The sequence below is a fragment of the Nocardioides sp. P4_G4 genome (genome assembly GCF_056401085.1).
Window position 1 is genome coordinate 20,587 of record NZ_JBFUKA010000025.1, and the last position, 25,326, is coordinate 45,912.

Below are 25,326 nucleotides of genomic sequence, written 5' to 3' on the forward strand. Positions count from 1 at the left end.
CCGACACGTAGGTTCACCCCGTTACGTCACAAGCTTCACGGGGTGAGGAAATGCGTGGTTGGGAAGCCGGTTCATCCGGTTTGGCATTGGTGGTTGAGGAGCAGACTCGCGTCTGTCTGAAGGTGTACGCCGAGGATCCGTCGCGAGTGATTCAAGACGCGAACAACGAGCGCCGTATCGCCCATGGCGGTTATGCCACTCGACAGCTTGAGGAGCTGGTTCAGAACGCGACGGACGCGACTCGCAGAGGCGGGGGCCGGGTCGAGGTCCTACTGACCGATAAAGCGTTGTACGTGGCAAACGATGGTGAGCCCTTTGATGAGGCCGGGGTCAGGTCGATTCTTGCATCAGACATCTCCAGTAAGGCCGATGACCGAATCGGCAAGTTCGGAATCGGCTTCAAGTCAATMCTTGCGGTGTCGGATTCGCCGCGCGTCTACAGCAGGTCGGTGTCGTTCGGGTTCGACAAGGACTGGGCGGCGGCGCAGCTCAAGGGCGAGGGCTACGACGTCCCCAACTATCCCGTGATGCGCCTTGCCCGGGTCTTGGATCCCGTCGCCGACGGCGCCGCTCAAGACCCGGATCTGGCCGAGCTCATGGAGTGGGCATCGACCGTTGTGGTGGCTTCGCTCGCAGCTGACGCGCTGCCGCTGGCCGGCAGGTTGGCGCAATTCTCCCCCGAGTTCGTGCTGTTCTCACCCCACGTGCGCGAGGCACGTCTCCGCAATCGGATCCCCGAAGGGAGCGGTCAGGGCGCTCTGATGTCAGGGGAGCGGCGCATCTTTCGAGAGGACGGCGCGGATGGCTTCGTCCGGTTGCGAGCGGGCAGCGACGAATCCGTCTGGTCCTTGGCCGCCTGCACGGTGCGCCCCAGCAAAGCCGCGTTGGAAGAGGCTGGACACGTGGCCGCGCGGGAGTCTCTGGAGGTCCAGTACGCGGTCCGTGTTCCTCCAGCGACCGGCTTGGGGTCCTTCTGGGCCTACTTCCCGACCCAGACGAGGACCACGCTGTCCGGCATCGTGAACGCGCCCTGGAAACTGAGCGACGACCGGCTCTCTCTTCTCGAAGGTCAGTTCAACACAGAGTTACTCGAGGTGCTGCCCGATCTCGTGGCCACGGCGCTCGGCCGATTCAGTGGCACGCCGGAAGCAGTACGCGTACTCGAGGCCTTGCCGTCTCGGGGCGGCGAGTTGGGAGCGAGGGAGGCCAGGAACTGGGTCGACCGTGACATCAATGGCCCGATCTTCGCGCACCTGCGCACTCGGCCCATCCTCCCGGACGGAGCGGGCCGGTTGCGTCGCCCCGCTGATCTGCGATGGATCGGAGAGATCACCAAGAAGCGAATCGGCGAGGACAGACGAGGCCCTGACCACAACGAGTGGCTGGAGGCCTGGGCCGCCGTCCGCGGAGCACCCGTAGCTGACTGGGTGCACCCGGACGCCTACAAGAACCAAGAACTGGCCGTCAAGGTGTCGCGCCTCATGGATGGCTTCGGCGCAGATGGCGGTGTCTCGAGTCTCAGCAAATGGTTGGAGGCCCTCGTGCTTGAGGGCAGCGTGGAGGCATCGGCCGCGGCGATCGCGCTCGCTGCGCGGATGGTGCGCGACGTGAAGGGGTCTTCAGACGCTGCCTTGGCGACGAAGCTGAACCACGAGATCAGGTCCGCGCGGATCATTCGCCTGGAAGACGGAACATTCAGCCAGACGGTTCGGGGCAAGGTCTTTGTTCGTGCTGAGGGGCAGCAACGGCTGGATGTTCTGTTCGTCGACCCCGTCCTTGCTGCCATCGACCGAGTTTCGATGGACCTCCAAGACTTGGGCGTGGTCCTCATGGACCAGAGCGGTGAACTGCGCAAGCTCCTGCACGAGGCGGGGCAGCCCAACGGACGACGCAGGGAGGTCATCTGGCCCCTCATCTGGTCAACGATGAGGAGCATCCCCACAGACACCGCACTCCAGATCCTGAAGGAGGACTTGGGGGGAGAGCTGACGGAGACCGTTCACGTCAAGACCGCAGCGGGCAAGTGGATCCCGGTGAGCAGTGCCTTCCTCGGCGGGCGGTTGGTCCCACAAGACGGCTCCCGGGACAGGGCGTTTCTGATCGACCCCCGTGAGCATGCCCAGGACGACGAACTCCTTAAGGAGGTCGGTGCCGTCGAGCTTCCGCAGACCCGCGCCCTCTCYGGGTTCGCGGCAGGACGCACGGAGCGGTGGTACGGCGATTGGGTATCGGACGCCAAGTCACTCTTCCTTCAGAACCAGACATCGAAGATCTCTCCCGACAAGGTCGAGGTCGAAGCTCCGACGCTCGTCACGTGGCCCTTGGATCCAGTCGCGAGCATGAGTGACGAGGGCAAACGCATCGTCACCGAACTCCTGCTCAACCGCGGTCTGCCCGCACCGACCAAGATCCGTCACCTGTCCAACAGTGCCTACGGCACATACAACTGGATCGGTCCGGAGACTCACTTCCTCCGCCGGCACGGCCGCTTCGCCACGTCCCACGGACTCAGAGCCCCCGGCGGAGTGCTGATGGCTCAGGACGAGATCGACTCGGGGGCCTTCCCAACCGTGGATGTGCAGGAGCGCGCCGCGAAGTCGTTGGGGATCAAGACATCTCTCGAGGCCCTGAGTGTCTCGGAATGGGAGGTACTCAAGGCGACCGTCGACAATTGGAGGTCCGGCGACCATGACAAGCCACGCGCCACCTTCTATTCGTGGCTCCTCTTCCGAGGTCCCGTGACCGAGTTGAAGCTCAAGGAACTCGTTGCTGCCGTCGGCAGGCAACGCGTACCTGTGCCAGTGGAGAACATCGGTGTTACCAGTTCCCCGCAGACCTACGACTCCATGATCGACGCGACGGTACCTGCCCTCCTGGTCGAAGCAGAAGACGTCACACTCTTTCTCGAGCATCTGGGTATGCCGCGAGGGGAAGACCTCCTTCAGGAGGAGATCGTGGTGGACCCCGCTGGAGAGTCCGTCCACCTGACCGATGYGTTCCCCCCGCTCAAGATGCGACTCGACGCCGGTGATCAGGACCTCATGCTGCAGCCCGTCAGCCGTCTTGTGCGGATGACCGCAACGCCAAAGGGTCAGATTGCTCGTCCACTTCCGGCACGGCGTGACGGTGACATCGTGTTCGTCACGGCCGAGTCCCCAACCGCTCGCCTCGCACAGGTCTCCGAGGTGCTCGGCCTCGGACTCGGCCCGCAGGACGTCTCCCAAGTCCTGCGGTCGATGGAGAAGACCGCCAGCGACAAGCTGCGTACCCGGGTCAAGCGATGCCACGACGATGACGAACGACTGGTCCTTGCCGTGGGCGTGGATGCTCTGCGCCGCACGGTTCCGGCACAAGCCCTCGCAGTGCTCGACGAGGAGAAGGGTGGCGCCTCGTCGCGAGAAGTTGCGTCCTTGGCGAGAGCGGTCCACGGTGTCGCGATCCTGAAGCACCTGCGGCACGCGCTGGAGGAGAGGGGCCTCGAGCCGCCGAAGGAATGGGCTGGCCGGAGGATCACGCGCCAGTGGGTCAACGGCCTTGGATTTCCCACGGACTGGGCTGGATTCCCGGGGAGCCAGAGAGCTGCGGTCGAAATGATCGACGGCCCGGCGGTACTCAGCCCGCTGCACGACTATCAGGAGTTTGTCACCGAGCGCATCGAGGCGATGATGCGTGGTGTCGGACCGGACCGCGGAATGGTGTCACTGCCCACCGGGGCAGGCAAGACCCGAGTCACGGTCGAGGCCTTGGTCAAGGCGGTGCGCATGCATCTCGTGAGCCACGCTCAGCCTCTCGTGTGGATCGCCCAAACGGACGAACTGTGCGAGCAGGCGGCTGAGACTTGGACCTATGTGTGGCGTGCGATTGGCCCCCAGATCCCGATGCGATTAGGTCGTCTCTGGGGAAGCAATGAGGTAACGGAGGAACCGGGTTCGTTCCAACTTGTTATCGCGACGATCGACAAGCTTTCGGTCCTGCAGAAGCGGTCGGGAGACGAGTACGGATGGCTGCGCGACCCGTCGATCGTCGTGATCGACGAGGCGCACACCTCGATAGCAACCTCCTACACACAGGTGCTCGAGTGGATGGGCCGTGGCGGCCGCGCTCGTGACAAGTCCGCGCGTCGTCCCCTTGTCGGCCTGACGGCAACGCCTTTCCGGGGCAATTCGGAGATTGAGACCGAGCGCCTCGCCGGTCGCTACGACGGAAATCGTCTGGACCGTGGAGCGTTCCGCAAGGAAGACCCCTACGAAGAGCTCCAGGACATGGGCGTGCTTGCCCAGGTGCGCCACGAAGTCCTCGCTGGGATCGACGTGACGCTCAGCGACCGGGACAAGGAGGACATCGAGAAGATGGGCCGACTGCCGTCATCCGTCACCGAGCGCCTCGGTGCCGACCTGGCACGCACCCTCCGCGTGGTGGACCACATCGCGTCCCTGCCTGAGGACTGGACCGTACTGGCGTTCGCTCCTTCGGTGGAGAACGCACGTGTCTTGGCGGCGCTGCTCGCCCACCGAGGCGTCCCAGCCGTATCGGTCTCAGCCGACACCGAGACTGCGGCACGTCGCCATTACATCGACGAGTTCAAGGCTGGACGGATCCGTGTGTTGACGAACTACAACGTCTTGACCCAGGGATTCGATGCGCCCAAGGTGCAGGCCGTCTACGTGGCCCGCCCCACCTTCAGCCCCAATGTGTATCAGCAGATGATCGGGCGCGGCCTCCGCGGTCCCCGCAACGGTGGTTCCGAGGAAGTCCTCATCGTGAATGTCGAGGACAACTTCGACCAGTACGGAGATCTCCTTGCCTTCAACGAGTTCGAGTACCTCTGGACCAAGAAGTGACCCCAGTGCTGCTCGACCCCGAGCAAAGTGAGGTCGCCACCGCCGACGCCTCCGCTCGTCAGGTGGTGATCGCGGGCCCGGGCGCCGGCAAGACACAGGTGGTGTCGGCTCTGGTCGAGAACTTGGTGCTCGAGGAGCGTGTGGACCCGGTGCACGGCCTGTTGGTGCTCAGCTTCTCCAATGCAGCCGTGCATGCAGTGGACGGTCGGCTCCGGGCACGAGGCGTACCTCCGGTTCACGTTCGGACGATCGACTCGCTGGCCTCGCGCATCGTCAGCGAGTCGTCGGAGGGTGAGATCGGTTCAATGGCCTTCGACGAGAGGATCATTCGTGCAACCGAACTGGTCCGTCGGGGTGAGTGGGGCGATCTTGACGACCTCGAACACGTTGTGGTCGACGAGGCGCAGGATGTCGTCGGTGTACGAGCGGACTTCCTGCTCGCACTGATGGACGGACTGCCCGAGGACGCTGGCCTGACTTTGCTCGGTGACCCCGCGCAAGCGATCTATGACTTCCAGATCGAGCAGGAGGGGGAATCGGCCACGACTTCAGCCCAACTTCTCGAACAGTCTCGGACAGCGGGGGCGCGCACGATCGTGCTCAAGGGTCAGTACCGCGCGTCCACACGAGACGCACGGGCAGCGGCTGGGTTGCGTGGCGAGGGCGAGGTGGTGCCGCACCACTACGAGGTCGAGGACTTCTGGAATCAGGTCGTCCACGTGGGTGACCTCGCCGCCGCTGCCGTTGTCGCCCGTCGTCGCTTGGAGTCAACGGCATTCCTGACTGCCACGAATGGGCAGGCGCTCGTCGTCGCCGCGGAGCTCCGGTCCCTCGGTCTCAACGTGGGTGTTCGCCGAGGAACGGGCCAGCAGGTCCTTGCAAGCTGGATCGCCCGGGTCCTGGGACAGGTCTCGGCGTCGTCCCTGACCCGTGAAGAACTCGATGCGAGGTTGCAGGAACTGGCTCCAAGTGTCGATCCGACGATCGCGTGGAGGGCCCTCAAGAGCTTGGCAGGGGGCAAGGGCCGCGAACTTGACCTGATCTCACTAGGCATGGCACTGCAATCGCGATACTCGATACCGCCGGATCTCCTGGACGCCCCCGAGACCCAGACGGTCGTCTCGACTGTCCATCGCGCGAAGGGACTGGAGTTCGACAACGTCGTGCTCGTCGAATTCCCGCCTGGGGGGCGGGTGGAGCAGTCGGAGGAGTTCGTCGGCCGCGAGAGATTCGTGGCCCTGACCCGGGCGCGCCGGCTTCTCGTGCGCGCCGACGGACCAGACGTCCGATGGGTCAGAACGGTGCACTGTGGTGGAGACTCCGGCCCGCGATGGATCAGGGGAGGCCACAAGCCTTGGATGACCACGGCCTTCGAGGTCAGAGCTGGGGACCTCGACGTGGGCGCCATGGCCACGTACCCGCTGGCACAGGAATTGCTCTTCGAGGGGACCGCCGTGTCAGCCGAGGTGGAACTGGCTCCCTGCGCCAACAGATCAACCCTCAGGGTACCGATCTTCGAAGTGAGGTCGGGCGGCACGACGCTCGGGGTGACCTCAGAGCACTTCGGCGTCGAGTTCGCCAACCGCACGGGCACCTTGGAGCAGACAAGGCGAGGATGGCCCTCACTGCGGGACGTGCGCGTCGAGAGCGTGGGAACGGTCGTCGTCGAGAGCAATGGCGTTGGGAACGGGATGCTTCTGGCGCCCGTCATGTCGGGTTTGGCTCGGATCGAGTGGAGTGAATGAGATGACTGTTCTGGACCCGTGGTACGCGGCGCGAGATCTCATGGTCCAAGCACTGATCGCGGACCTGCATGGGACCGTCGACGGCGACGATCGCATCGGAGAGTCGCCTCTCCAGAGATTCATCGTCGGCATCCTGCACCCCCGGTCGCTCACCTCGGTGGAACCCACCGGTGAGACGGAGATCGGTGACGACGCCGATCAGGACGCCGGCACCGAGGTCGATGCCGACTTCGATCCGGGTGTCTCCTTTGCCCACATGAGGAAACCCTCCACGATCGGTTTGACCGCCGGAGTCCTGAACACAGTGGCATCTCTGAAGGTCGACGTCGCCGCGGACCGCTACGTGAAGGACGAGTCAGATTCCGAGAACGTCGGATGGATCCGACAGCCGTTCGGGCCACAGACCGTTGACGTGTCCCTGAGCGCGGTAGGTCATGGCGAGATTCGCTTGTGCGAAGGCCTCGCACTCAGATACGTGGTGCGTGGCGAACGCGATGGTGTGCGCAGTGTGACTCTCGTCCTTGTGAACACCTTTCAGGAACCGTCGAAGGGATCGCGCGACCCCTACTGCTGGTTCCGGCCATCGCTGGTCGCTCGCATCGAAGGAGGTGGATTCGCCGACCGTCGTCCTCGATTGGCCATGGAGCACATGGATCAGGACGAACTGTCGGGGGCTCTGCTCCACCGAGCGCAGCGCCACCTTGCGGTCGGCCACGGAGTCGCTGTCGACTGGGAGGAAGGGGACGAGGTCGGCGAGGTGCGCACGACGTTCTTCCCTCAACACGACCTGCCCTTGGCCAACGCGTCACGGGACGACGTGCCCTCGCTCGACATGGGAATACTCGCCTCAGGCGAGTACGAGTCCTTGAACGAACTGATCTCCGCATACGAATCCTGGATCGACGCACGTGAGAATGACGATCTCGTGACGCTCGAAGGACTCCATGCCGAAACGGCCCATCGCCACCTGGCGGAGGCAAGGCGCGCCGTGGGGAGGATGAGACGGGGGCTCGGCCTCCTGACCTCGGACCCGCTCGTCGCCCGAGCCTTCAGAGCAATGAACACTGTGATGAAGATGCAGCGTGAGCGGCAGGAGATGATTCGATCCGGGGCAACGGGTGTGCCCGCTCCGGTGGTCGCTGAGTGGCGCCCATTCCAGATGGCGTTCGTCCTCCTGAATGTCGAGGGTCTCGTCGATCCCACGAGTGAGGACCGTGACCTTGCGGACGTCCTCTGGTTCCCCACGGGTGGCGGTAAGACCGAGGCCTATCTCGGGCTCATCGCCCTTTGCGTGGTGCATCGTCGCTTGCGAGGCGCCGGAAAGGACGGGACCGGAGCCGGCGTGGCCGTCATCATGCGCTACACGCTGCGCCTCCTCACGCTGCAGCAGTTCGAGCGGGCGGCCGGACTCATCTGTGCTCTCGAGGTGTGGAGGGACACGGAACCGGACCTGCAGGAGAAGGAACCGTTTTCCATCGGGCTTTGGGTGGGGCAGGGAGCCACGCCCAACAACGTGGCCGACGCCGCCAAGGCGCTACGACGACAGGGGAGGGATGACGCGTCCGACACGGGCGACCCCGTACAGCTCCTGCGTTGCCCGTGGTGTGGCAACCGTCTCACGTCTGACGACTACCACGCCGACAGGAGGGCGGACCAGATGAAGGTCGTGTGCCCCGGGCAGGGATGTCGCTTCGGCGGGCCCAGCAACCTGCCGGTCCATCTGGTCGACAGCGACGTCTATCAGAATCGACCGTCCCTTGTGATCGGGACCGTCGACAAGTTCGCCATGCTTGCGTGGCGAGCCGAGTCGGGCAACCTCTTTGGAAGGGGACGGGACGCACCTCCGGAATTGGTGATCCAGGATGAACTTCACTTGATCAGCGGGCCACTCGGCACCCTTGTCGGGCTATACGAGACGGCAGTCGACCACTTGGCCACCGACGCGCTCACCGGTGCACGGCCCAAGCTCGTCGCATCGACTGCCACGATTCGACGTGCTGTCGAACAGGTGAAGGCCGTGTTCGCACGCGAGGCGCGGCAGTTCCCCCCGCCGGGAGTCGACGCCTCGGACTCCTTTTTCGCAGTCGACGCTCCCCGTGACGTCAAGGGGACGCGCAAGTACGTCGGCGTGATGGCACCCGGAACAAGTCATGCCACCCTCACAGTGAGGACCTATGCGGCTCTGCTGCAGGCGGGTGCGAGTCCRGAGATTTCGGACGAGGTGCGGGATGCCTACTGGACGCTGCTGGGCTACTTCAACAGTCTTCGCGTACTGGGGGCGGCCTACATCGCCACGATCGACGATGTTCGCGATCGCATCAAGGTCGTGTCCAATCGGATGGTCCAAGCTGAGCGAGAGACGAAGGATCCCCGCGAGCTCACTTCACGCAAGAAGTCCAGTGAGATCCCACTGGAGCTTGAGTTGCTCCAGACGGCRTATCCCTCTCCCCAGTCTCCCGACACGGTGCTGGCCACGAACATGATCTCGGTCGGCGTCGACGTGGATCGTCTCGGACTGATGGTCGTGTCCGGTCAACCGCAGACGACGTCCGAGTACATCCAAGCCACGAGCCGTGTCGGCCGCCGTCATCCAGGACTGGTCGTGACACTCTTCAATTCTGGACGCTCGCGGGACCTGTCCCACTACGAGGCCTTCACCACGTACCACCGTTCGATCTACCAACAGGTCGAGGCGACGGGGGCGACTCCGTTCGCTCCGCGAGCCCTTGACCGCGGGCTGCACGGACTGCTGACGATCCTGATCCGTCATCTCGTTCCGGGGGCTGCCGCGGACTCAGGGGTCGACGTCCCCGCCGCCTCGCCCACAGAGCTGGGGGACGTGAAGCAGGCAATCCTGGCTCGTGTGCGCGAGGTCCACCCTGAGAGCGAGGACGAGGTGGCGGAGGCGTTGGAAACGTTGCTCGACTATTGGCGCCAATCGGTGGACGACGGAAGTGTCACCAAGTACGCGGGCTGGCGATCGCCCGTGAACGCACTCATGGTTCCAGCCGGAGCAGCGCTGACCGACGAGTTGAGGGAACCGTTGATCGAAACCTTCCCGCCAGGTAGGCCGGCGTGGCCGACGCTGACGAGCCTGCGCAATGTCGACAGGGAGAGTTCATTGCGCCTGATCAACGCCAAGGGCAGCCGGGGAAGGAGCAACGATGAGGGCTGAGGACAGCCGAGTTCGCCAAAGTCAGCTCGTCTCGACGTTTGGCGTGGGCTCGATTCTTCCAGCCGGTGAGCAGAGCTACTTGGTCTGCGGCTTGGACGACTGGGACGAGCGGTGGTGCGCTCCGGTCGAGGAGCCGCGCCTGGCCAAGTCGCTTGGGGTCCATCACTTCCGGTCCCCGTCCACCGGTCAGAGGCGCGGAGATGTCCCCGTGGTGCGGTTTCCGGCCTTCCAGTACTGCCCGGGGTGCCGGAGATTGGACAATTACTGGAAGTTCGATTCGCGGAGAATGCAGTGCCCCGAATGTGTGCGGGAGCTGACCCCCTCACGATTCGTCGCTTGCTGCGAGAACGGTCACCTCGAGGAGTTTCCCTACTTCCAGTGGGTGCACCGCGTGGCTGATGGTCGGGAACCTCAGGAGAATGTGGCCGATCACCGCATGACCCTGCTGACGCGGGGCGCATCCTCGTCACTCGCCGACATCGTGGTTCATTGTTCGTGCGGCGTGGCTGCCCGCGACCTTGACGGGGCGTTCAACAAGAACGCGATCGCCATGGTGAAGCCGTGCGGTGGGCGTCGGCCTTGGTTGCCGGGTTCCGAACGCGAGGTCTGTGACAAGAACCTTCGCGCCCTGCAACGAGGGTCTTCCAACGTCTGGTTCGGCGCCGTCCGGTCAAGCATTTCGATTCCGCCGTGGTCCAGCCCGAATGCGCGATACGTGACGCGCTTCTGGGAGGTCTTCCGCGACCAGGAGGAGGACCAGGTCCGGGTGGCGGCAGAAGGGGCGGCTGCGCGCGATCGCACCATCGACGTCGAAGGTGTGCTGGAGGTTGTGGCCCAGCGGCGCGGTGTGGAGAGGGCAAGAGTCCCCAGCGAGGCTGATCTGCGCGTCGAGGAGTACCTTGCGTTGCGCGACGGCAACGACGCCGGGTCGAGTGACGCGTTTCAGTGCATCGAGGTGGAGGTTGCCCCAGAGGTCTCAGAGGTCGTGGCGCAAGTGTCACGAGTCTCTCGTTTGCGTGAGGTACGAGCTCTCCACGGCTTCTCTCGCGTGACCCCGATGGCCGCCGACGGGACCGAACCGAAGCTCGCGCGCCTCAGCGCCGCGCCCCGGAACTGGCTGCCAGCCATCGAGGTGTATGGAGAGGGAGTCTTCGTCCGCATCGACGAAGCGTGGCTGGCCCACTGGGAAGCCGGCTCCGTCGCGAACCAAAGGGGCCGCATGCTCGAGGCCGCCATCAGGCTTCGAGCCAAGGAATCTGGTGCGCCGGCGGTCGAGATCCCGAGTTCGCGGTTCCTGGTCATGCACACGTTGGCACACGCTGTCCTCAAGGAGCTCAGCCTCAACGCCGGCTATCCCGTGGGTGCTCTGCGGGAACGGGTCTACGCAGAGGAGGGCCAAGCAGGTTTCCTCATCTATACCGCGTCCTCGGACGCTGCTGGCAGCCTCGGAGGTCTGGCTGCCCTGGCGGACGAGGACCGCTTCGCTGACATGCTGGTCGCAGCAGCGTCGCGTGCCGTGTGGTGCTCGAACGATCCGGTGTGCGGTGAGTCGGGCCCCTCCGGAAGCGACGGTCTCAACCTTGCTGCCTGCCACGCTTGCCTGCTGCTGCCGGAGACGAGCTGCGAGCATCGCAACATCTACTTGGACAGAGTCTCGATGGTCGGTGGCCTTGAGGGCGCCGAGGCGGGTTTGCTGACCAACATGTGACGTGCGTCGGGGCCTCGGGACGGTGCTCTGGTGGTAGCCGCCAGCCTTCCGATAGGCCGCGGCCCTCGAGGTGGGGCCACGGCAACCTGTCATGGCCAGTCGCCGAGTGCGGGGTTGCTGCGCAATCAGCGGACTGCGTGAGTTAGGCGCCGAATGGGCGGGGTGGTCACGATGGTTTCGAACTCCATGAGGGTCAATCGTTTCAGGGAGTCCTGCCTGCGTTGGAAGTGATGCGCCCGTTCGATCCAGGTCACGCTCGAGATCCTTGCGGGTGGCAAATGGTTGCCCGGGTGAGGTCGTTCTTCTGCGTAGACCATGGTGCCAGCGATCTCGATGCCGTCGGAGCGGGACTCGCGTGCAGCTGGTGCACGTGGGTCGTGCACCCGTGCCCTTTTTCCGTCACTGACGCATTGGAGCGTTTCCCTCCCTTCCGGCCAGCCGTGGGCGATCATCTGACGTAAGCGAAAATGCGCGGGCGTGTGGGAACGTTGTGCCGCCCTGTGAACGAGGATGGGTATGTCTGACTGGCTAAACGCCGAATGGGTTACTGCGATCGCAGGTGTTATCGCGTTGGGAGCCGCGTTCTGGGCTGCGATCTACGCCGGAAGGCTCTTCAAGGTGGAGAGCGATCGCGACCATCGGATGGAGTCGCGTGCCAAGCGGGAGCAGGCGAGTTTGGTCAATGCGTGGTGGGTCACCTGGGGTGGCCCGGGGGGCGACCGGTACGGGTTGCTCTTCCGGAACTCATCGACGGCCCCTGTGTTCTCGCTACAGGTCAATTCGACCTCGAGTGGCAAGACCCGTGCGCCTCTGGCGCTGGCGTGGCTCCCCCCAGGTGAATACGTCGTCGAGAATCAGAAAAGTGATAGAACGCGGGCGGCGCCATCGGGGGACTCGACCCAGAACAAGTCCTCTTGGGGGCTCGCACAATCCGTGGAGGCTCTGCCGGAGCCGCCGCACCCCATGTTGCGTGGACGTGAATACACGGTGGGGATCGAGTACATGCGGGATTCCGTCGGCAACTGGTGGACCCGGGACACGCATGGTGTCTTGCAGGAACGGGACGCGCCAACGACGGGTTAGATCGCGTCGCCCGCTCGGTGAGTGAGAGGCCGTGCTCCGGAATCCGGGTTTGGTCGGCTCGCGCGGTCGTCGAAAGGATCCGCCGGACCGTACGCGGCCTGTCCTTGAGCGGATGTGGGCACTCTCGATTGCTGCCTTCGACCAACACATAGACAGGAGCCGATGGTGGGTCATGACTGATCCCCATCGCTTGATGATGAGAGACAACGCAACTGGGGGTAGTACGTGATGGGTGAGCAACCGCTTCTGCTGAGCGGGCACGACGCGAAGCGCTGTGCCCGCCGGATCCACAATGAGTGGGATCCGACCTTTGAGCCTGCGAGTTGGGAGGTTCCGCCCGAGCTTCAATCGCGGTTCGACGCAGGGTTGGCATTCGAATCTTCTGTCTTTGAGGCGATCAGGCGGGTCCTTCCAGAGTCCCGCTTCGCTGATTTGACCGGGGTACGCGGCAAGGCCGCAGTGATCGCTGCCACGCTGACAGCCATGGACTCCGGCATCCAGGTGATTCTCGGCGGTTGGCTGCCAGACGATGTGGAGGGTGGGCGGTCCGGGCGCCCGGACATCCTGTTGCGCCACGGCGCGGGCGGTTACGTGCCTGGTGACGTGAAATCACACCAAGTTGTCGTCCGCCGCGCCAAGGGCACGCTCACCTACTCCCTCTTGGCAGAACCCGTCACCCCCCTCGACACAGCCGGCCACGCGGCTGCAACGACCACTCGCATCGACGACTACCTCCAGCTGGCGCACTACTGGCGGATGCTCGAAGCCATGGGACAGGCCCCCGCACGCGAGCCGGTGGGATTCATCATCGGGACCGACGTGCTGCCCGACTCGAGCGACGCCGCTCCCGTCCTCACGTGGCTCGACCTGTCAGTCCCGCAGTTCCAGACCTATTCGCGGTCACGGGGTACGGCCAAGCGCTCGGCGATGGAGCGCTACGACCACGAGCAGGGGTTCCGTCTGAAGGTTGCCCGCAACGCGGTCGCGGGGGCTCCGGCGCTCGTCCTTCCCATCTTCACCGACGAGTGCGACTCCTGTCCGTGGCACGAGCACTGCCGCGACATCGTCCAGACCGACGTCGCGAGCGCCCAGATCACCTCTGGCCGRCTCGGCGTCCGCGAGTGGCACGCGCTGGCCCGAGCGGGTGTTGTCAACGTCGAGCAACTGGCCTCTCTCGACGTCGCCGAACCCTCCTTCCGCTCCGCCTACCTTCTCGAGGTCACTCACCTCAAGGATCCGATCGGCAGACTGACGGCGGCGGTACGTCGAGCGAGGATGATCCGTGAGGGTGTCACGCTGGAGCGTGAGACTTCCGGACGGATCGACGTTCCGCGCGCTGATGTCGAGATCGATCTCGACATCGAATGGGACCCCAGCGACCACGTCTACCTTTGGGGTGCGCTCCTGAACCGCCGCGGGCATGCGCCTCGCTTTCACCCATTTGTCGCTTGGAACGATTTGGATGCCGCCGGCACCCAGGCGCTGGCCGAGCAGTTCGCTGCATGGCTACGCGGGCAGATCTCTGCCGCGGATTCAGCCGGACAGTCCCTGCTCGTCTTCCACTACTCGCATCCGGAGCCCACGTACCTGGCAAGGCTGCTCGGTGATGCCGAGGCAGCCGATCTGCTGACGAGGTTCGTCGACCTCCTGCCCATCGTCCGCCAGCACTACTTCGGACTTCACGGCCTCGGCATCAAGAAGGTGGCGCCCGCGTTCGGGTTCAACTGGCGCGACGAGGACCCGGGGGGTCTCCAATCGCAACTGTGGCTCCTGGAGGCAAGACAGGCCCCAGAAGAGGACGTCCGATCCGCGGGGCGGGCAAGAATCCTTGCCTACAACGAGGACGACGTCCGCGCCACCGCGGCGATCCGCGACGGGCTCGCTCGAGAGCCGAAGGCGAACGTATAGGCGGGCGGCGGGCCCCAGACGGGTGTCGAAGCTGGAGGCAGTCCACATCGGACCATTCCTCGGCTCCGTGGAGGGTGACATTCGTCCGCTTTGAGCAGGCGCCGTGACGGAGGAGAAGCCGCTTCGCGCTTTGGATGCTGGAGACGATCAGGTCATTTACGAGAACGGCCTCACGTGGCCGTCATGAAGAGGCCCCCGCACCCGGCCCCACCGTGCGCTACCGCCGAGTCGACGACCGACCCGATCTCGGCAATGACCTCAAGCCCAGGGTCCACCTCGTCGACTGCGACGTCATCGGCGGGGCCTGGGTCTTCGGTACCCCGGGGAACCTCGCCGTGGCCCGACAGGTCGCCCGGGACCTGGGCCTTCCCACCCACACGGAGTCAGGTCCCGGGGCGTTCACGACGCGCTGTGCCTGCCGACCCCAGCGCACGGATACGTGCTGAAAACGAGATCTCACGCTACGTGGATTCGTCGTGGTGACCGACAGCTTCCGGCACGGCAATGATTGATCCCCAGCACGCACCGTTCCCGAAGCCTCCAGCACAGGCGAGCCTAGGAACGAACGTCGATGAACCGCTCGAGCCGTGCGGCCACGCCGGCGATGTAGGCGGGCCAGGCGCCGGGCTTGAGGTCGGCAATCTGGGGGAAGTCCAGCTTCAGGGCGTACAGGAGCGGTGGCGCTGTCGTGTCCCTCGGACCGCCACCGCCTCGTGACCAGTGGGGAAGGATTGAACCCGCCCGGTCCCGACCAAACACCTCGCTGTCCGGTTCGGTGTCAGATGTGGATTCGACTGGCGGGGCCGTCCGATCGGTGGGGTAGACGAGCGCAAGCGCCGTGGTGGGCCTGTCCTGTTGGCCGATGAGGTGGGAATAGGCGAACATTTGATACTCGTCGTCGCGATCCAACCTCCCGTCGAATCGCTTGTACTTTGCGTCGAAGACGAGGGTGTCCGTGTCGGTGATGACGACATTGTCGGGTTCGGGACGCAGGGACCACAGATGGGGGCGTGCATCAGCGGGGCATGCGCTCCCCTCCCGCTTGTCGTTCGGCGTTCGTATGTCGAACCCACGGTCGATCGTGCGGAGCGCTTGGGTGAGGATGCCCTCCCATATCTTCTCGGTCTCGACGGAGATTTCAGCGGCATCCAGGTCGACGCCTGAGTGGGCGGGTTCCGCCTGGATGCTGGCAAGGATCCTGAGGGAGAGTTTCAGGGCGCTCGCCCATGGTCGGTCAAGTCGGCCGAGTCGAAGTCGTCCAGCCATGGCGAGTGCAGTCCTGGCCGGCAGGGGTTCGATGCCTCCCAGCGCGCGGCGGTACACCACGGCGTCGTGGCGGAGGACTTGTTCGGCATAGTGCCCGGGGAATGCCGAGGGGCGTCCACGACCGTCTGCGACCGCCTCCAGCGCGGTGCACACGATGCGGAGGAGTTCGGTCGATTCGGTGAGTTCGTCGTAGGTGCATCGAAGACGAGGAACGCCGGTCGCAGCCATCTCGAGCAGGCTGTTCGCGCGCACTCGCCCACGCACCACTCCGCGATGCTCGGTCACGGTGCGATAGCCGCGCCGCACCTGTGGAAGGCACCGGCCGACCTCGTCGAGGAAGCGACGCACCAGCAGGGGGCGGAGCAGGGGCGCGGAGGCGTCGGCGCCGCCAATGGTGTCCGAGTCCAGATCGAGAAATCCGACGCGGGTGAGCAACTCCAGCAGGCCAAGCACGCGCTCATCCGAATCTTCGGCCACGGAGGAAGATCTGGGCGACTCGGGAGGTCGGGAGCGCGGTCCCGGGATTTCGCTGAGCAAGGATTCAAGGGTGCCGGTCGACGCACTCGTATTCAGGCGGCGGTCGGCGATCTTCGCCGACAGGCGTCGCACCAGGTTCTCCATGAATACGCTTGCCTCGGCGGCGTGGACGATCAGACGTTGCTTCTCCGCCAGGGACAACCGGTTGAAGCCCTCATGCGTCCAGGAAACCAGGCTGACGTGTTGTTGCGGCGCACCCTCGAACGACTTGGGCACGACGCCGATCAGGACTCGGGTCCGGCCCGAGGAGGCAGCGATGATCCCAACCCGCTTGCCGCCCGGCGAGGCGGCGAAGGAACCGAGACTCACGCGGACTCGAGTGCCGGTTCGTCGAATGCCCCCACCTCGGAGGCAGTGGAGGCCCCCGGTACGCAGGGGCCGATTCGAATGCTCCGGGACAGTCCGGTGCCCACTACGTGGACGGCCAGCCCGAGCTGTTGCCCGAGGAACCCATGGAGGTTTCCCAAGGATGTGGAGGCACCTTCCGACACCTCGCGGATCTCGGGACGTTCCGCAAGCCATTCGTTGCGACGACCTGCATCAAGGAGATCCTCGGCACCGACCGACCGGAGTGTGTCGACGAGCTGGGGGAGGACGTCGTACTGCCACACCCGGATGAGGACACGCCGGGCCGCGTCCTCATCCGAATCCGGTGGAAGCCGGTCGATCTGATCGATCGCCGCGTGGACGTAGGAGTGCCCGAGGAGGGCGTCCGGTCCCAGGCACGGCTCCAGGACCGTGCCGTTGAGCTGCTCGAGGATGTCGATCGTGCCCGACACGACAGAGGTGCCCAGCGAGGGGAGTCGGTCGCGGCATGCCTCGAAGTCCGGCTCCAGTCGGACAAACGCGAACCGGCGCCGGATGGCTGCGTCGAGCGGCGCCACCGATCGGTCCGTGGTGTTGGTCGTCGCGACGACATACACGTTGTCCGGCACGAAGAATGTCTGCTTGGTGTAGGGGAGACCGACCTCGTAGGGCGCGTGCCATTCGTCGTTCTCCCGGGCCGCGCGCTTGCTGGGCTCCAAGCAGAGCAGGAGGTCGCCGAGAACGCTCGAGACGTTGCAGCGGTTGAACTCGTCAAGGAGGACCAAGAAGTCGGAATCGGCGTCTGCCGCCGCCCTGCGGCAGACCTCCTTGAAGAAGCCCGATCCCACCGCGAAGTCGGAGGACGGTTCAGCGGGCTCGGTGGATACGGTCCGGTCGAAACGGCCACCGCCGTTCGGCTCGCGGCCGCCCGGCCGGATGCCCTCGACGAAGTCCTCGTAGGTGGTGCTCGGGTGCATCACCATTGTCACGAAGTCACGGCGATCCTGCGTTCGCAGGCGGTGCCCGGTGACCGCCTCCCAGCGCTCTGCAATCTCTTGGACGACGTGAGTCTTCCCCGTTCCAGGTACGCCCTCAAGGACGACGTTCTTGCGGGTGGCCAAGAGCTCTACAAGGTCATCGATAGGGCGTCCGTCGTCGGACGTAGGGCTTGTTGTCATCACGGCCCACCTTTCGAAGGCTGCGAAGTGAAGTGATGCTGCCCTGTCGTGCGACAGATGTTCCCTGAGCGCTCGGTATCCGCTGTTGGACACCAGGCGACTGATCTCCGTCCGACGGTTCAGCTTTCCCAAGAGGGTGTCGATGAAGTTCATGTTCTGTTCGAGCCGGTCGGTCCAGCTTCGATCGGGGAACACGGCGTTCCACTCGGGCAGCACTTCGTCGCGGCCCCGTCTGTCCAGCCGCCGTTGCCTGTACATCCATAGCCATGAGGTGTCCGGGGTCAGCGTCGTCCCCAGCTCACGGATGGCGTCTTCGATGGCGCGACGTACGTCGTCTGAGGGCATGGGGCGAGTCACGACAGGAAAGCATGCCCCCTGAATGTTCCGAGTGCTGCCGAACGAGCGAGATACGACCTTTCTCACAGCAGAGCGGGTCCTCGCAGGTCCAACTCCAGTGAAACCTCACCGGACGTCCTTTCACCCGCCCCGAGAGCGTCTTCGACATTGTCGTGTGGCCCACAACGAGTCGGCCATGCAGACTTGACTGCTGTCTCGGACCTCGCGATAGCGCATTCGGTCCGAAGCGTTTCCCCAAGACACGTGGACGCCACAGGAAGCCCGAGCTGCTGGTGCGCCGTGCCCTGCATCGACTCGGTTACCGCCACCGAGTGAACTCTGCTCGCGTCCCGTGTCTGCGCAGAACCGCTGACATCGTCTTCACGCGACAGCGGTGGCTGTCTTTGTCGACGGGTGCCTCTGGCACGGCTGCCCCCTGCACTACGTCGAGCCCACGACCCGTCGGGAGTTCTGGACCCCCAGGATCAACGGCAACATGGCGCGCGACGTGGCCACGACTCAGTCGTTGACRGAGGCGGGATGGATCGTGCTGCGCTTCTGGGAGCACAAGGACCCCAACGGGGTCGTGGTCGCGGTCGCCAAGTCAGTCAATCCTTCCGATTCGGAGATGCCACGACCGTCTTCGTGATCCCATGCCTCCGACCATGAAGAGGACGGGGTGTACGGAATGAACGTGACAGTGATGGATCAGGCACATGACGTGTGGGTGGCGGGACTGACCCTCGAGCAGGTCGAGGAGCTGATGGCGCGCCACGGGGCGACCAGCGTTGCGGTCAAGTTCCTGCCCGAGAGGCAGGACAACGACAAGAACCAGATCTACCTCGGCATGGACCTCTCCGGTGCCGCCTCATTCATTCCCTCAACAAACCTTCGCGGTGAACACACCTCCTCGACCAAGCCGGGTGCACCCGGAAAGACGTTGTTCCAAGCCGATGTGGACTTCCGATGGCTCACCCGAGCCGGCGCTGTCGAGGCGCCCAATGCGAAGCTGATCTACTACCCGCAATATCCTGAGGTGAGACTGTCCGGACTGATTCGCGGGGCGGACAGCCCTCCTCGGACGTTGTACGTCAAGGCCATCGGTGCGCAGGTCGCAGGCCGGGTCTTGGTGCTCGGAGTGAACGACGCAGGTACCACCCACGGAATCATCCTGCCGCCCTCGTCCCCGGCGGCAGCCTCCCTGCACGCCACCAGAGGCTCATTGGAGAGCTATGGCGTGTTGCATCTGTGGCGGGTGCGCGGTGAACGGGCTCTGTCCGCCGAGGGACTCGCCGCAGAGTTGCACGGAGTCCACCGACGAGGCTGGGTACCGGGCTGCCGACTCACCAAGGCAGGCATCCAGCCGTACTGGGCCCGCCCTGCGGGAGGCGCCACCTTTGAGGCGCAGTTGGGCGTCGTCACCAACTCCGCGGCGGAACCCGACTTCCAGGGGTGGGAACTGAAGCAGCACGGCGGCAACGTGCTGACATTGTTCACCTCGGAGCCGGACGGAGGACTCTACGCCGCCGACTTCGCCTCGTTCATGCGTCGATATGGAGTCGAGAAGCCGCACCGGCACGACTTCACCGGGATCCAGCGCCACGGCGCAGGGCCGCACAAGACCAATGGTCTCCGGCTCGCGTTGCGTGGCTTCGACCGTGATGGGGAGTACGACCCGGAGGGCGGGGTCGACCTGGTGAATGAGCACGGAGACATTGCGGCGTCGTGGTCCTTCCTGAAGCTTCTCGAGCACTGGCGAGCCAAGCACGCAAGGGTCGCGTTCGCCCCGTCGGAAAGTAGCGAAGACCTCCGTGCCTACAGATTTGGCAAGGACGTCCGTCTGGCCGAGGGCGCATCGTTCACCCGGCTCCTCGCCGCGATCGAGGCAGGTCGGGTCTACTACGACCCCGCGTGCCATCTCTCCTTGGACGATCAGGGGGCCCCGGTGCGGGGATCTGGCAAGAAGCGGAACCAGTGGCGAGTGCACGTCAAGGACTTGAACTCCCTTTACGCGACCGTGACGCCGGTCGATGTGACGACCGTCCCGGCCGACAACTCGCTGTCCCAGCGGGTGCTCGACGCCTTGGGGATAACGCTGCCCGTTCTCGCGAACTAGATGCGATGCCCCACGGACGCTGGGTACAGCGTGCCTGCTGGACGATGACGAAGACCTCCGAGTGAGGTGTGGAGCCACCACGCGCCCGCTCCTCGAACCTCGGAGGTCTTCGTGTCCCACGACAACGCCCAACTCACCCCCGCCGGTCGGCTACGCCTGGCCAAGCTCGTCGTCGACAAGAAGTGGACCCTGCGACGAGCGGCCGAGCGGTGGAACTGCTCAGTCACCACCACGAAGCGGTGTGCATATCGAGACCGGCTCCAGGGCGCGGCCGGGATCAAGCTACAGCCGAGGCGGGCCACCCGGAGTTTGCTTAGGCTCTATGCAGGCGGTCTGCATCGGTCGGCCGACTCCAACGTCTTGCCCGATGAGGCAGGCAGGTTCGTGGCTCCGTCTCGCAGGCACCGGAGTGCGAGGGCGTCGATGTCTGCGCCTCCTCCTTCAAGGAGCGCTCGAATCGAGGATCGCGACGCGGAGTCGTGGGCTCACGAAGAGCCCGACGACTTGCAAGGCTCGGAACCGGCGCAGGTTGACCCTGGCGGGCTTGATGGGAAATTGTTCAGTTCCGAATGTCGAATGTTACGAGGTTTGGTCTCGTGGCACTCGACAGAAATCTCTGAACGAGGCCCTGACGTCCTTGACTAGTGTGTGATTGGGCTGACACCCCAAACTTTCCCCGAGTTGCTTTCGATCAAAGGTCGCCATGCCCTTGTGGATCTCAAACCCCACCCAGCCATCGAAAGCGATGCGTCGGCGGTGCAGTTCGACCCGCGGTGGAGCAGTCCACAACTCCACGGTCATCCTGGGAAAGCGGCTATCGAGTCGTGTCGCGAGCTCGACTGCATTGATCGAACTATTTGCAAGCGAGCGCTCTTCGGTCGCGACGGATACGTGACGCACTCCGCTTCGCTGCAACCGATCCAGAAACCACAAACACCCTCTCGGAGTGCGTCTAGGTGACCTGACCTCATCACCCATCGCGTTCCACAGATCCTGACCCGCGTGCTCTTCGACGATGTAGACACGCGGATGCCGTCGAGCGAACGGCTCGAACCGCCCAGTCCAGACGGCGTCGCGATCGGTTCCCTTCGGGACTTGGGCAGCCCAGCTTTGCTGGATGGCAAGAAGGCTCTTTGAAGTCGCGATACGCTCAATGTCTTGAACCTCGGGCGCTGCTGGCAATGTGCCCTCAAGAAGGTCTATCTGGAGTTCTCGCAGCACCACCAATGGGGCAATGTCCGCCAACTTCGCAAGCTCAGCCGCTTCCTCGATGTCCTCCAGTTTCAACAGATCCGCTGCGACCTCGCTGCGATCCGTCAAGAGTTTCTCTAGTGCCATAGCAACCTCGGGGGCGTGGCAGGCTCTTAGGCTCCTGATGAGTTTCGCTTTGGTCTGGTCTGACCCCACCACGAAGATCGATGATGTCCGAAGGTCCCGCACTAAGCGACCTATTGCCTCAACGCGGCGGGGCGACAGATCCTCGAGATCCGCAAAGGTGTCCTCCGACAGCGCAACCTTGAGCAGCATGCCTACTCCTCGCCGGATGGGTCGAGAATGGCGACAAGGTCGTCCAAGCGATTGTCAAAGAACCCGCCTGGCCATTGGTAGTCGAGCTGTCCGTTCGGTTGGAGCTTTACTTCCTCTAGATCAGACGCTTCGCCTGCACGAACTACATGGGTTATAGCAAGTTCGTCGTAAGCTACCCGGCCCTCAGCGACACGTCGCTGAAGGCGGAGCATGATGGCCTCGCTATGCGTCTCAACCACGACGGTATTTCCATAATCTTGCACGCTTTCGATAAATAGGTCCCCAAGCACGGATTGCAGCCGGGGGTGAATGTGTGCTTCGGGCTCCTCGATAAGAATCGTCTTCTCTCGACTCCCAATCAACTGCACCACGAGCGGAAGCAGTTGGCTGATTCCGAATCCGACATCGGGTAGCTGTACCGATTCCCCAGCCCCTCGACGGACCAGTGAGAGGCCGAATTCGGCCTCGTCGCCATCGCCTCCATACAGGTCAATCCTCAACTCGTACGGGATATCGAACTTATTGAGCCACAGGTTCACGTCTGCGAGCAGCGCATCGTCGTCGTAGAGACGCACCACGTAGGGCGCATGCCTCTTCGCCTCAGAAACAGTCAGGTCGCGGGCAGGCACCTCTCTTACCGGGCCAATATGCTCAATCGCTCCGAACAGGTCATCTGCGCCGTCTACTATCTGGCGGGCCAATTCGACCAACCGGAGCCCGTGCTGTGGGTCCCGCATCACCTTGATGCTATTGAAGTCGGGGAAACCGTTGGAGTCGACGTCGACGAGCGCCTCCCACTGGGCGGGGAGACCGTCCTCGAACYCAGCCCCGGGACGGACCCGGGCGATGACCCACCCGGAGGGGCCCGATTCATCAGATGACGCTTCGGGAATCAGGATGAATTCGGTCTCGCCTGCTGCACACCCGATGGCAGCCAGCGGCTGCGCAGGACCATATGCCCACTGCTCCGCACTCGAGGCGAGAAGTTGCACCGACCACTCGCCCCAATCTGCTCTTAGCCCGACTCGTCTTTCAAGGTCGTGGCGATGGACGACCCGGCTATGGAAATCAAAAGAGAGCCGGCCCTCGCCCTCGTATTGGAGGTCAGGGGTGCCCCACGACTGCTTCATCAGCCTAAGTGCCTGCAAGAGGCTCGACTTGCCGGTGGAGTTCTCCCCATAGATTAGGGAGATCGGCGCAATTGTGAGGGTCGCCTCTTCAAAGACCTTCCAGTTCGTGGCTCCAAGCCCAGTAACGCGCGTCGTAGCACGAGGAAGGGAAGGCAACGTGACGCCGGCCAAGGACCACCGCGGCGGCAGTGACTCGTCGGAGGCGAAGTCTGGAGAGCTGTAGAGGACTGAGTTGACCATGCTCTTGTCTGTCTTGAACCCAAGTCGGCGCAAACGACTAACGATGGCGCGCGCCGGAAGGCCAGGCTCGCGCCTAAGCATGCTGATGATCTCGCCTTGGAGGGTCTTGACGGACAACTCGACCTACCTCTCGTCTACTAGGCACGCTACCGAGCGACATCGGTCCGCGCCGCACGTCCCACCGCACGATGCTCGGCGAGTCGATTGATCACCCGAAGGATTGTCTTCTGAGGTGGCGATGCGACCAGGGGCGGATCGGAGCGAGCGCGTCGCGCTGCAAGAGCACCTTCATCAGGTCAAGACGTCGGCGCGCTTCTTCAGCCTCAGGCCCGCGCGATGATCTCGGTAAGTGTGGCGGGGACGCRGTGGCTGATCGAGGTGAAGAGCCGGGATGAGTCGACCTTGGGGGCAGTCGACTCAGGTGCGCACTCGCTACGCGGTCTCGCTGATCGCGCTGAACGCGGCGGTCACGCCACCGAGGATCTCCTCCACACCGATCTTCATGGCATCGAGGTCAGAACGAGCCTTCGCGATCGCCTTTTCGGCCGAGGTCARCGAGCCCTTCACTGTGCTGACTGCCTTCAGCTGGGCCAGCGCCTGGTCGATACGACGCCGTAGGTCGTCAAGGTCCAGGTCCACGCCGTCGTCGTCCGCAAGCGAGGCCAGAGCGTCAGCCCTCGCCATCTGGTACGCCACCCGCAGTGCGAGCTGCGACGGGTCGTTGCGCTCCGCGACAACCACGTAGCGGGCAGGAGCCATGCGGTACAGGGGCTGTTTCTGGTAGCCGTAGTCGTCGCGTGCCACCACCAAGATCGATGCCACTGCGTCCCGGTTCTCAGCACAACCGTCGAGCTGGCCCAACATGTCCTTGGGGCCAAGCTTGGAGTCTTTCGCCTCAACGGCGAAGCGGGCAGTTCGCCCACTGGGACTGCTCACCTGGACTACGAAGTCGCCCATCTTCGAATCGCCAATACCGCGCTCTGTTCCTGTGGTCTTCACTACGTCTCCGCAGGTGGTGGAGAGCTCGTTGAGAACCCCACCGAGCACTGTTTCGTACTCCAGCCCGTCGGCCGGGGTCGTGGTCAGGTCCCGCCTCTCGACCACGAGCGCATGCACCGCGGTCATCTGCTGGGTCACCTGATGCAGTGGGCTCGCGAACCCGTCGAGCAACTCGCGACGCAACTGGCCAAGGGGGCTCTCTTCGCGAGAGGCGTCGAGCATCGCTCGGATCTGGGTCACGGCCCCGGCGAGCTCGGTCTGCGACTGACTCTGGACTGCATCGAGGAGCTGGCTTGCGGCGCTCTCACGGTCGTTGGCGTTGAGTGCCTGCGTGATCGCCTCCTTGAGTACCTGGCTGCTGTCGCGGGCGGCGGCCGGGATGGCGCCTCGCACGGGGTCGATGGCGGCCTCGACCTGCTGTTGCATCTGTAGCGTCGCCTGATCGGTGAGGCTTCGAATCTGGCTTTCGAATCTGCCGAGTTGCTCTTCCAGCCGGGCAACCTCATTGTCGGTCTGGGCCAGGCGTCGCACCGCCACTCCCAGGTTGAAGACCTCTTGGCAGACGGCGCCGGCCGCGTGCTGGTCGTTGAGCGCCATGACCTCTGCAACCAGGTCCGCATCATTGGTGGTCAGGTTGTCGACGTCGATGATGCCGTCGTAGACGGCGGCGACAGGCAGGTTGCCGGTCAGCGAAGTCATAGGGTCTCCCGTCGTTAGGCCGTGGGCCGTTGGCGCCTGCATGCAGTCTGGTCGCTCTGTTGGCGGTCCGGCGCGAGATCGAGAATCTTGTTGCATCGGGCCTAGTTGCTGGACGCACCGACCAACTTGTTCAACCGCCTCTGTCCCTCGAGCTGTTGCTGGCGATCGGGACTGTCAAGGCGGTCAGCGATGTGGATGAGCCGTGGCACGGTCGCTTGCATTGACCCACCGGCCTGCGTCTTGAGGTGGTAACCGGACGCGACGGTACGGATGGTGATCGGCGATCGGTCATGCTGCGCCGGCCGGAGGTGGAGCCTGCTCACCAGCCAAGTCTCAAGTTCGCTTGTCATATAGAGGTACTCAGCGGATCGGACGACGTCGGGGAACCCGGTCATGAGGCGATTCCACGAGCGTTGGCTGATGCCGTAGATGGTCCTGGTGTCGGCACGCTTGGCCAGCCATCGCCGTACCAGTAGGGGATCGAGCGGTCGCTCCGACAGGCGTCGCTTCAGTCGTGATCGCTCGCTAGCAG

12 protein-coding genes and 1 pseudogene are annotated in these 25,326 nt (G+C 64.1%); 7 read left to right on the plus strand and 6 right to left on the minus strand.

Annotation, left to right across the window (positions count from 1 at the left end; all coding sequences use genetic code 11):
* Positions 1–50: 50 nt before the first annotated feature.
* The 5 genes from AC1DQF_RS07895 (at position 51) to AC1DQF_RS07915 (ending at position 14,460) form a co-directional block, all read left to right on the plus strand.
* Positions 51–4,841, plus strand: a complete 4,791-nt coding sequence (locus AC1DQF_RS07895; RefSeq protein ID WP_477524664.1) for a DEAD/DEAH box helicase — start codon at positions 51–53, stop codon at positions 4,839–4,841.
* Between the two features lie 5 nt (positions 4,842–4,846).
* A complete protein-coding gene (locus AC1DQF_RS07900) occupies positions 4,847–6,586 on the plus strand; it encodes a UvrD-helicase domain-containing protein (protein ID WP_477524665.1) in 1,740 nt (579 codons plus the stop codon).
* Position 6,587: 1 nt separating this feature from the next.
* The gene (locus AC1DQF_RS07905; protein WP_477524666.1) at positions 6,588–9,761 is read left to right on the plus strand and encodes a helicase-related protein; all 3,174 of its coding nucleotides are present in this window, start codon (positions 6,588–6,590) and stop codon (positions 9,759–9,761) included.
* A complete protein-coding gene (gene drmB / locus AC1DQF_RS07910) occupies positions 9,751–11,469 on the plus strand; it encodes a DrmB family protein (protein ID WP_477524667.1) in 1,719 nt (572 codons plus the stop codon). Before AC1DQF_RS07905 ends, drmB begins: the two co-directional genes overlap by 11 nt.
* A 1,311-nt stretch (positions 11,470–12,780) precedes the next feature.
* The gene (locus AC1DQF_RS07915) at positions 12,781–14,460 is read left to right on the plus strand and encodes a TM0106 family RecB-like putative nuclease (RefSeq protein WP_477524668.1); all 1,680 of its coding nucleotides are present in this window, start codon (positions 12,781–12,783) and stop codon (positions 14,458–14,460) included.
* Positions 14,461–15,015: 555 nt separating this feature from the next.
* Here AC1DQF_RS07915 and AC1DQF_RS07920 read toward each other — a convergent pair.
* Both AC1DQF_RS07920 and AC1DQF_RS07925 read right to left on the minus strand, forming a co-directional pair.
* Positions 15,016–16,572 carry a 5-methylcytosine restriction system specificity protein McrC gene (locus AC1DQF_RS07920; protein ID WP_477524669.1) on the minus strand — a complete coding sequence of 519 codons (1,557 nt, stop codon included), beginning with the start codon at positions 16,570–16,572 and terminating at the stop codon, positions 15,016–15,018.
* Entirely contained in the window at positions 16,569–18,092 is a 1,524-nt protein-coding gene (locus AC1DQF_RS07925; RefSeq protein ID WP_477524670.1) for an McrB family protein, read from the minus strand. Before AC1DQF_RS07925 ends, AC1DQF_RS07920 begins: the two co-directional genes overlap by 4 nt.
* A 679-nt stretch (positions 18,093–18,771) precedes the next feature.
* Here AC1DQF_RS07925 and AC1DQF_RS07930 point away from each other — a divergent pair.
* Both AC1DQF_RS07930 and AC1DQF_RS07935 read left to right on the plus strand, forming a co-directional pair.
* Positions 18,772–20,199: an MvaI/BcnI family restriction endonuclease gene (locus tag AC1DQF_RS07930; RefSeq protein WP_477524671.1), complete on the plus strand. Its 1,428-nt coding sequence runs from the start codon at positions 18,772–18,774 to the stop codon at positions 20,197–20,199.
* A 111-nt stretch (positions 20,200–20,310) separates the two neighbouring features.
* A pseudogene (locus tag AC1DQF_RS07935) lies at positions 20,311–20,457 on the plus strand (IS481 family transposase); the annotation flags it as partial.
* Positions 20,458–20,778: 321 nt separating this feature from the next.
* Here the strand turns inward: AC1DQF_RS07935 and AC1DQF_RS07940 are convergent.
* From AC1DQF_RS07940 to AC1DQF_RS07955, 4 genes are all read right to left on the minus strand, one after another.
* Positions 20,779–21,726: a hypothetical protein gene (locus AC1DQF_RS07940; protein WP_477524672.1), complete on the minus strand. Its 948-nt coding sequence runs from the start codon at positions 21,724–21,726 to the stop codon at positions 20,779–20,781.
* Positions 21,727–21,728: 2 nt separating this feature from the next.
* Positions 21,729–23,213 carry an AAA family ATPase gene (locus AC1DQF_RS07945; RefSeq protein ID WP_477524673.1) on the minus strand — a complete coding sequence of 495 codons (1,485 nt, stop codon included), beginning with the start codon at positions 23,211–23,213 and terminating at the stop codon, positions 21,729–21,731.
* A 315-nt stretch (positions 23,214–23,528) separates the two neighbouring features.
* Positions 23,529–24,794: a hypothetical protein gene (locus tag AC1DQF_RS07950; protein WP_477524674.1), complete on the minus strand. Its 1,266-nt coding sequence runs from the start codon at positions 24,792–24,794 to the stop codon at positions 23,529–23,531.
* A gap of 101 nt (positions 24,795–24,895) precedes the next feature.
* On the minus strand, positions 24,896–25,326 hold a 431-nt coding region (locus AC1DQF_RS07955), incomplete at its 5' end, for a hypothetical protein (RefSeq protein WP_477524675.1).

What these genes read in the sequence shown, in the direction of transcription:
- AC1DQF_RS07925 (WP_477524670.1), bottom strand. Translation starts at nt 18,092, where the DNA reads ATGCCCTCAGACGACGTACGTCGCGCCATCGAAGACGCCATCCGTGAG.
- drmB (WP_477524667.1), top strand. Translation starts at nt 9,751, where the DNA reads ATGAGGGCTGAGGACAGCCGAGTTCGCCAAAGTCAGCTCGTCTCGACG.
- AC1DQF_RS07940 (WP_477524672.1), bottom strand. Translation starts at nt 21,726, where the DNA reads ATGCTGCTCAAGGTTGCGCTGTCGGAGGACACCTTTGCGGATCTCGAG.
- AC1DQF_RS07930 (WP_477524671.1), top strand. Translation starts at nt 18,772, where the DNA reads ATGAACGTGACAGTGATGGATCAGGCACATGACGTGTGGGTGGCGGGA.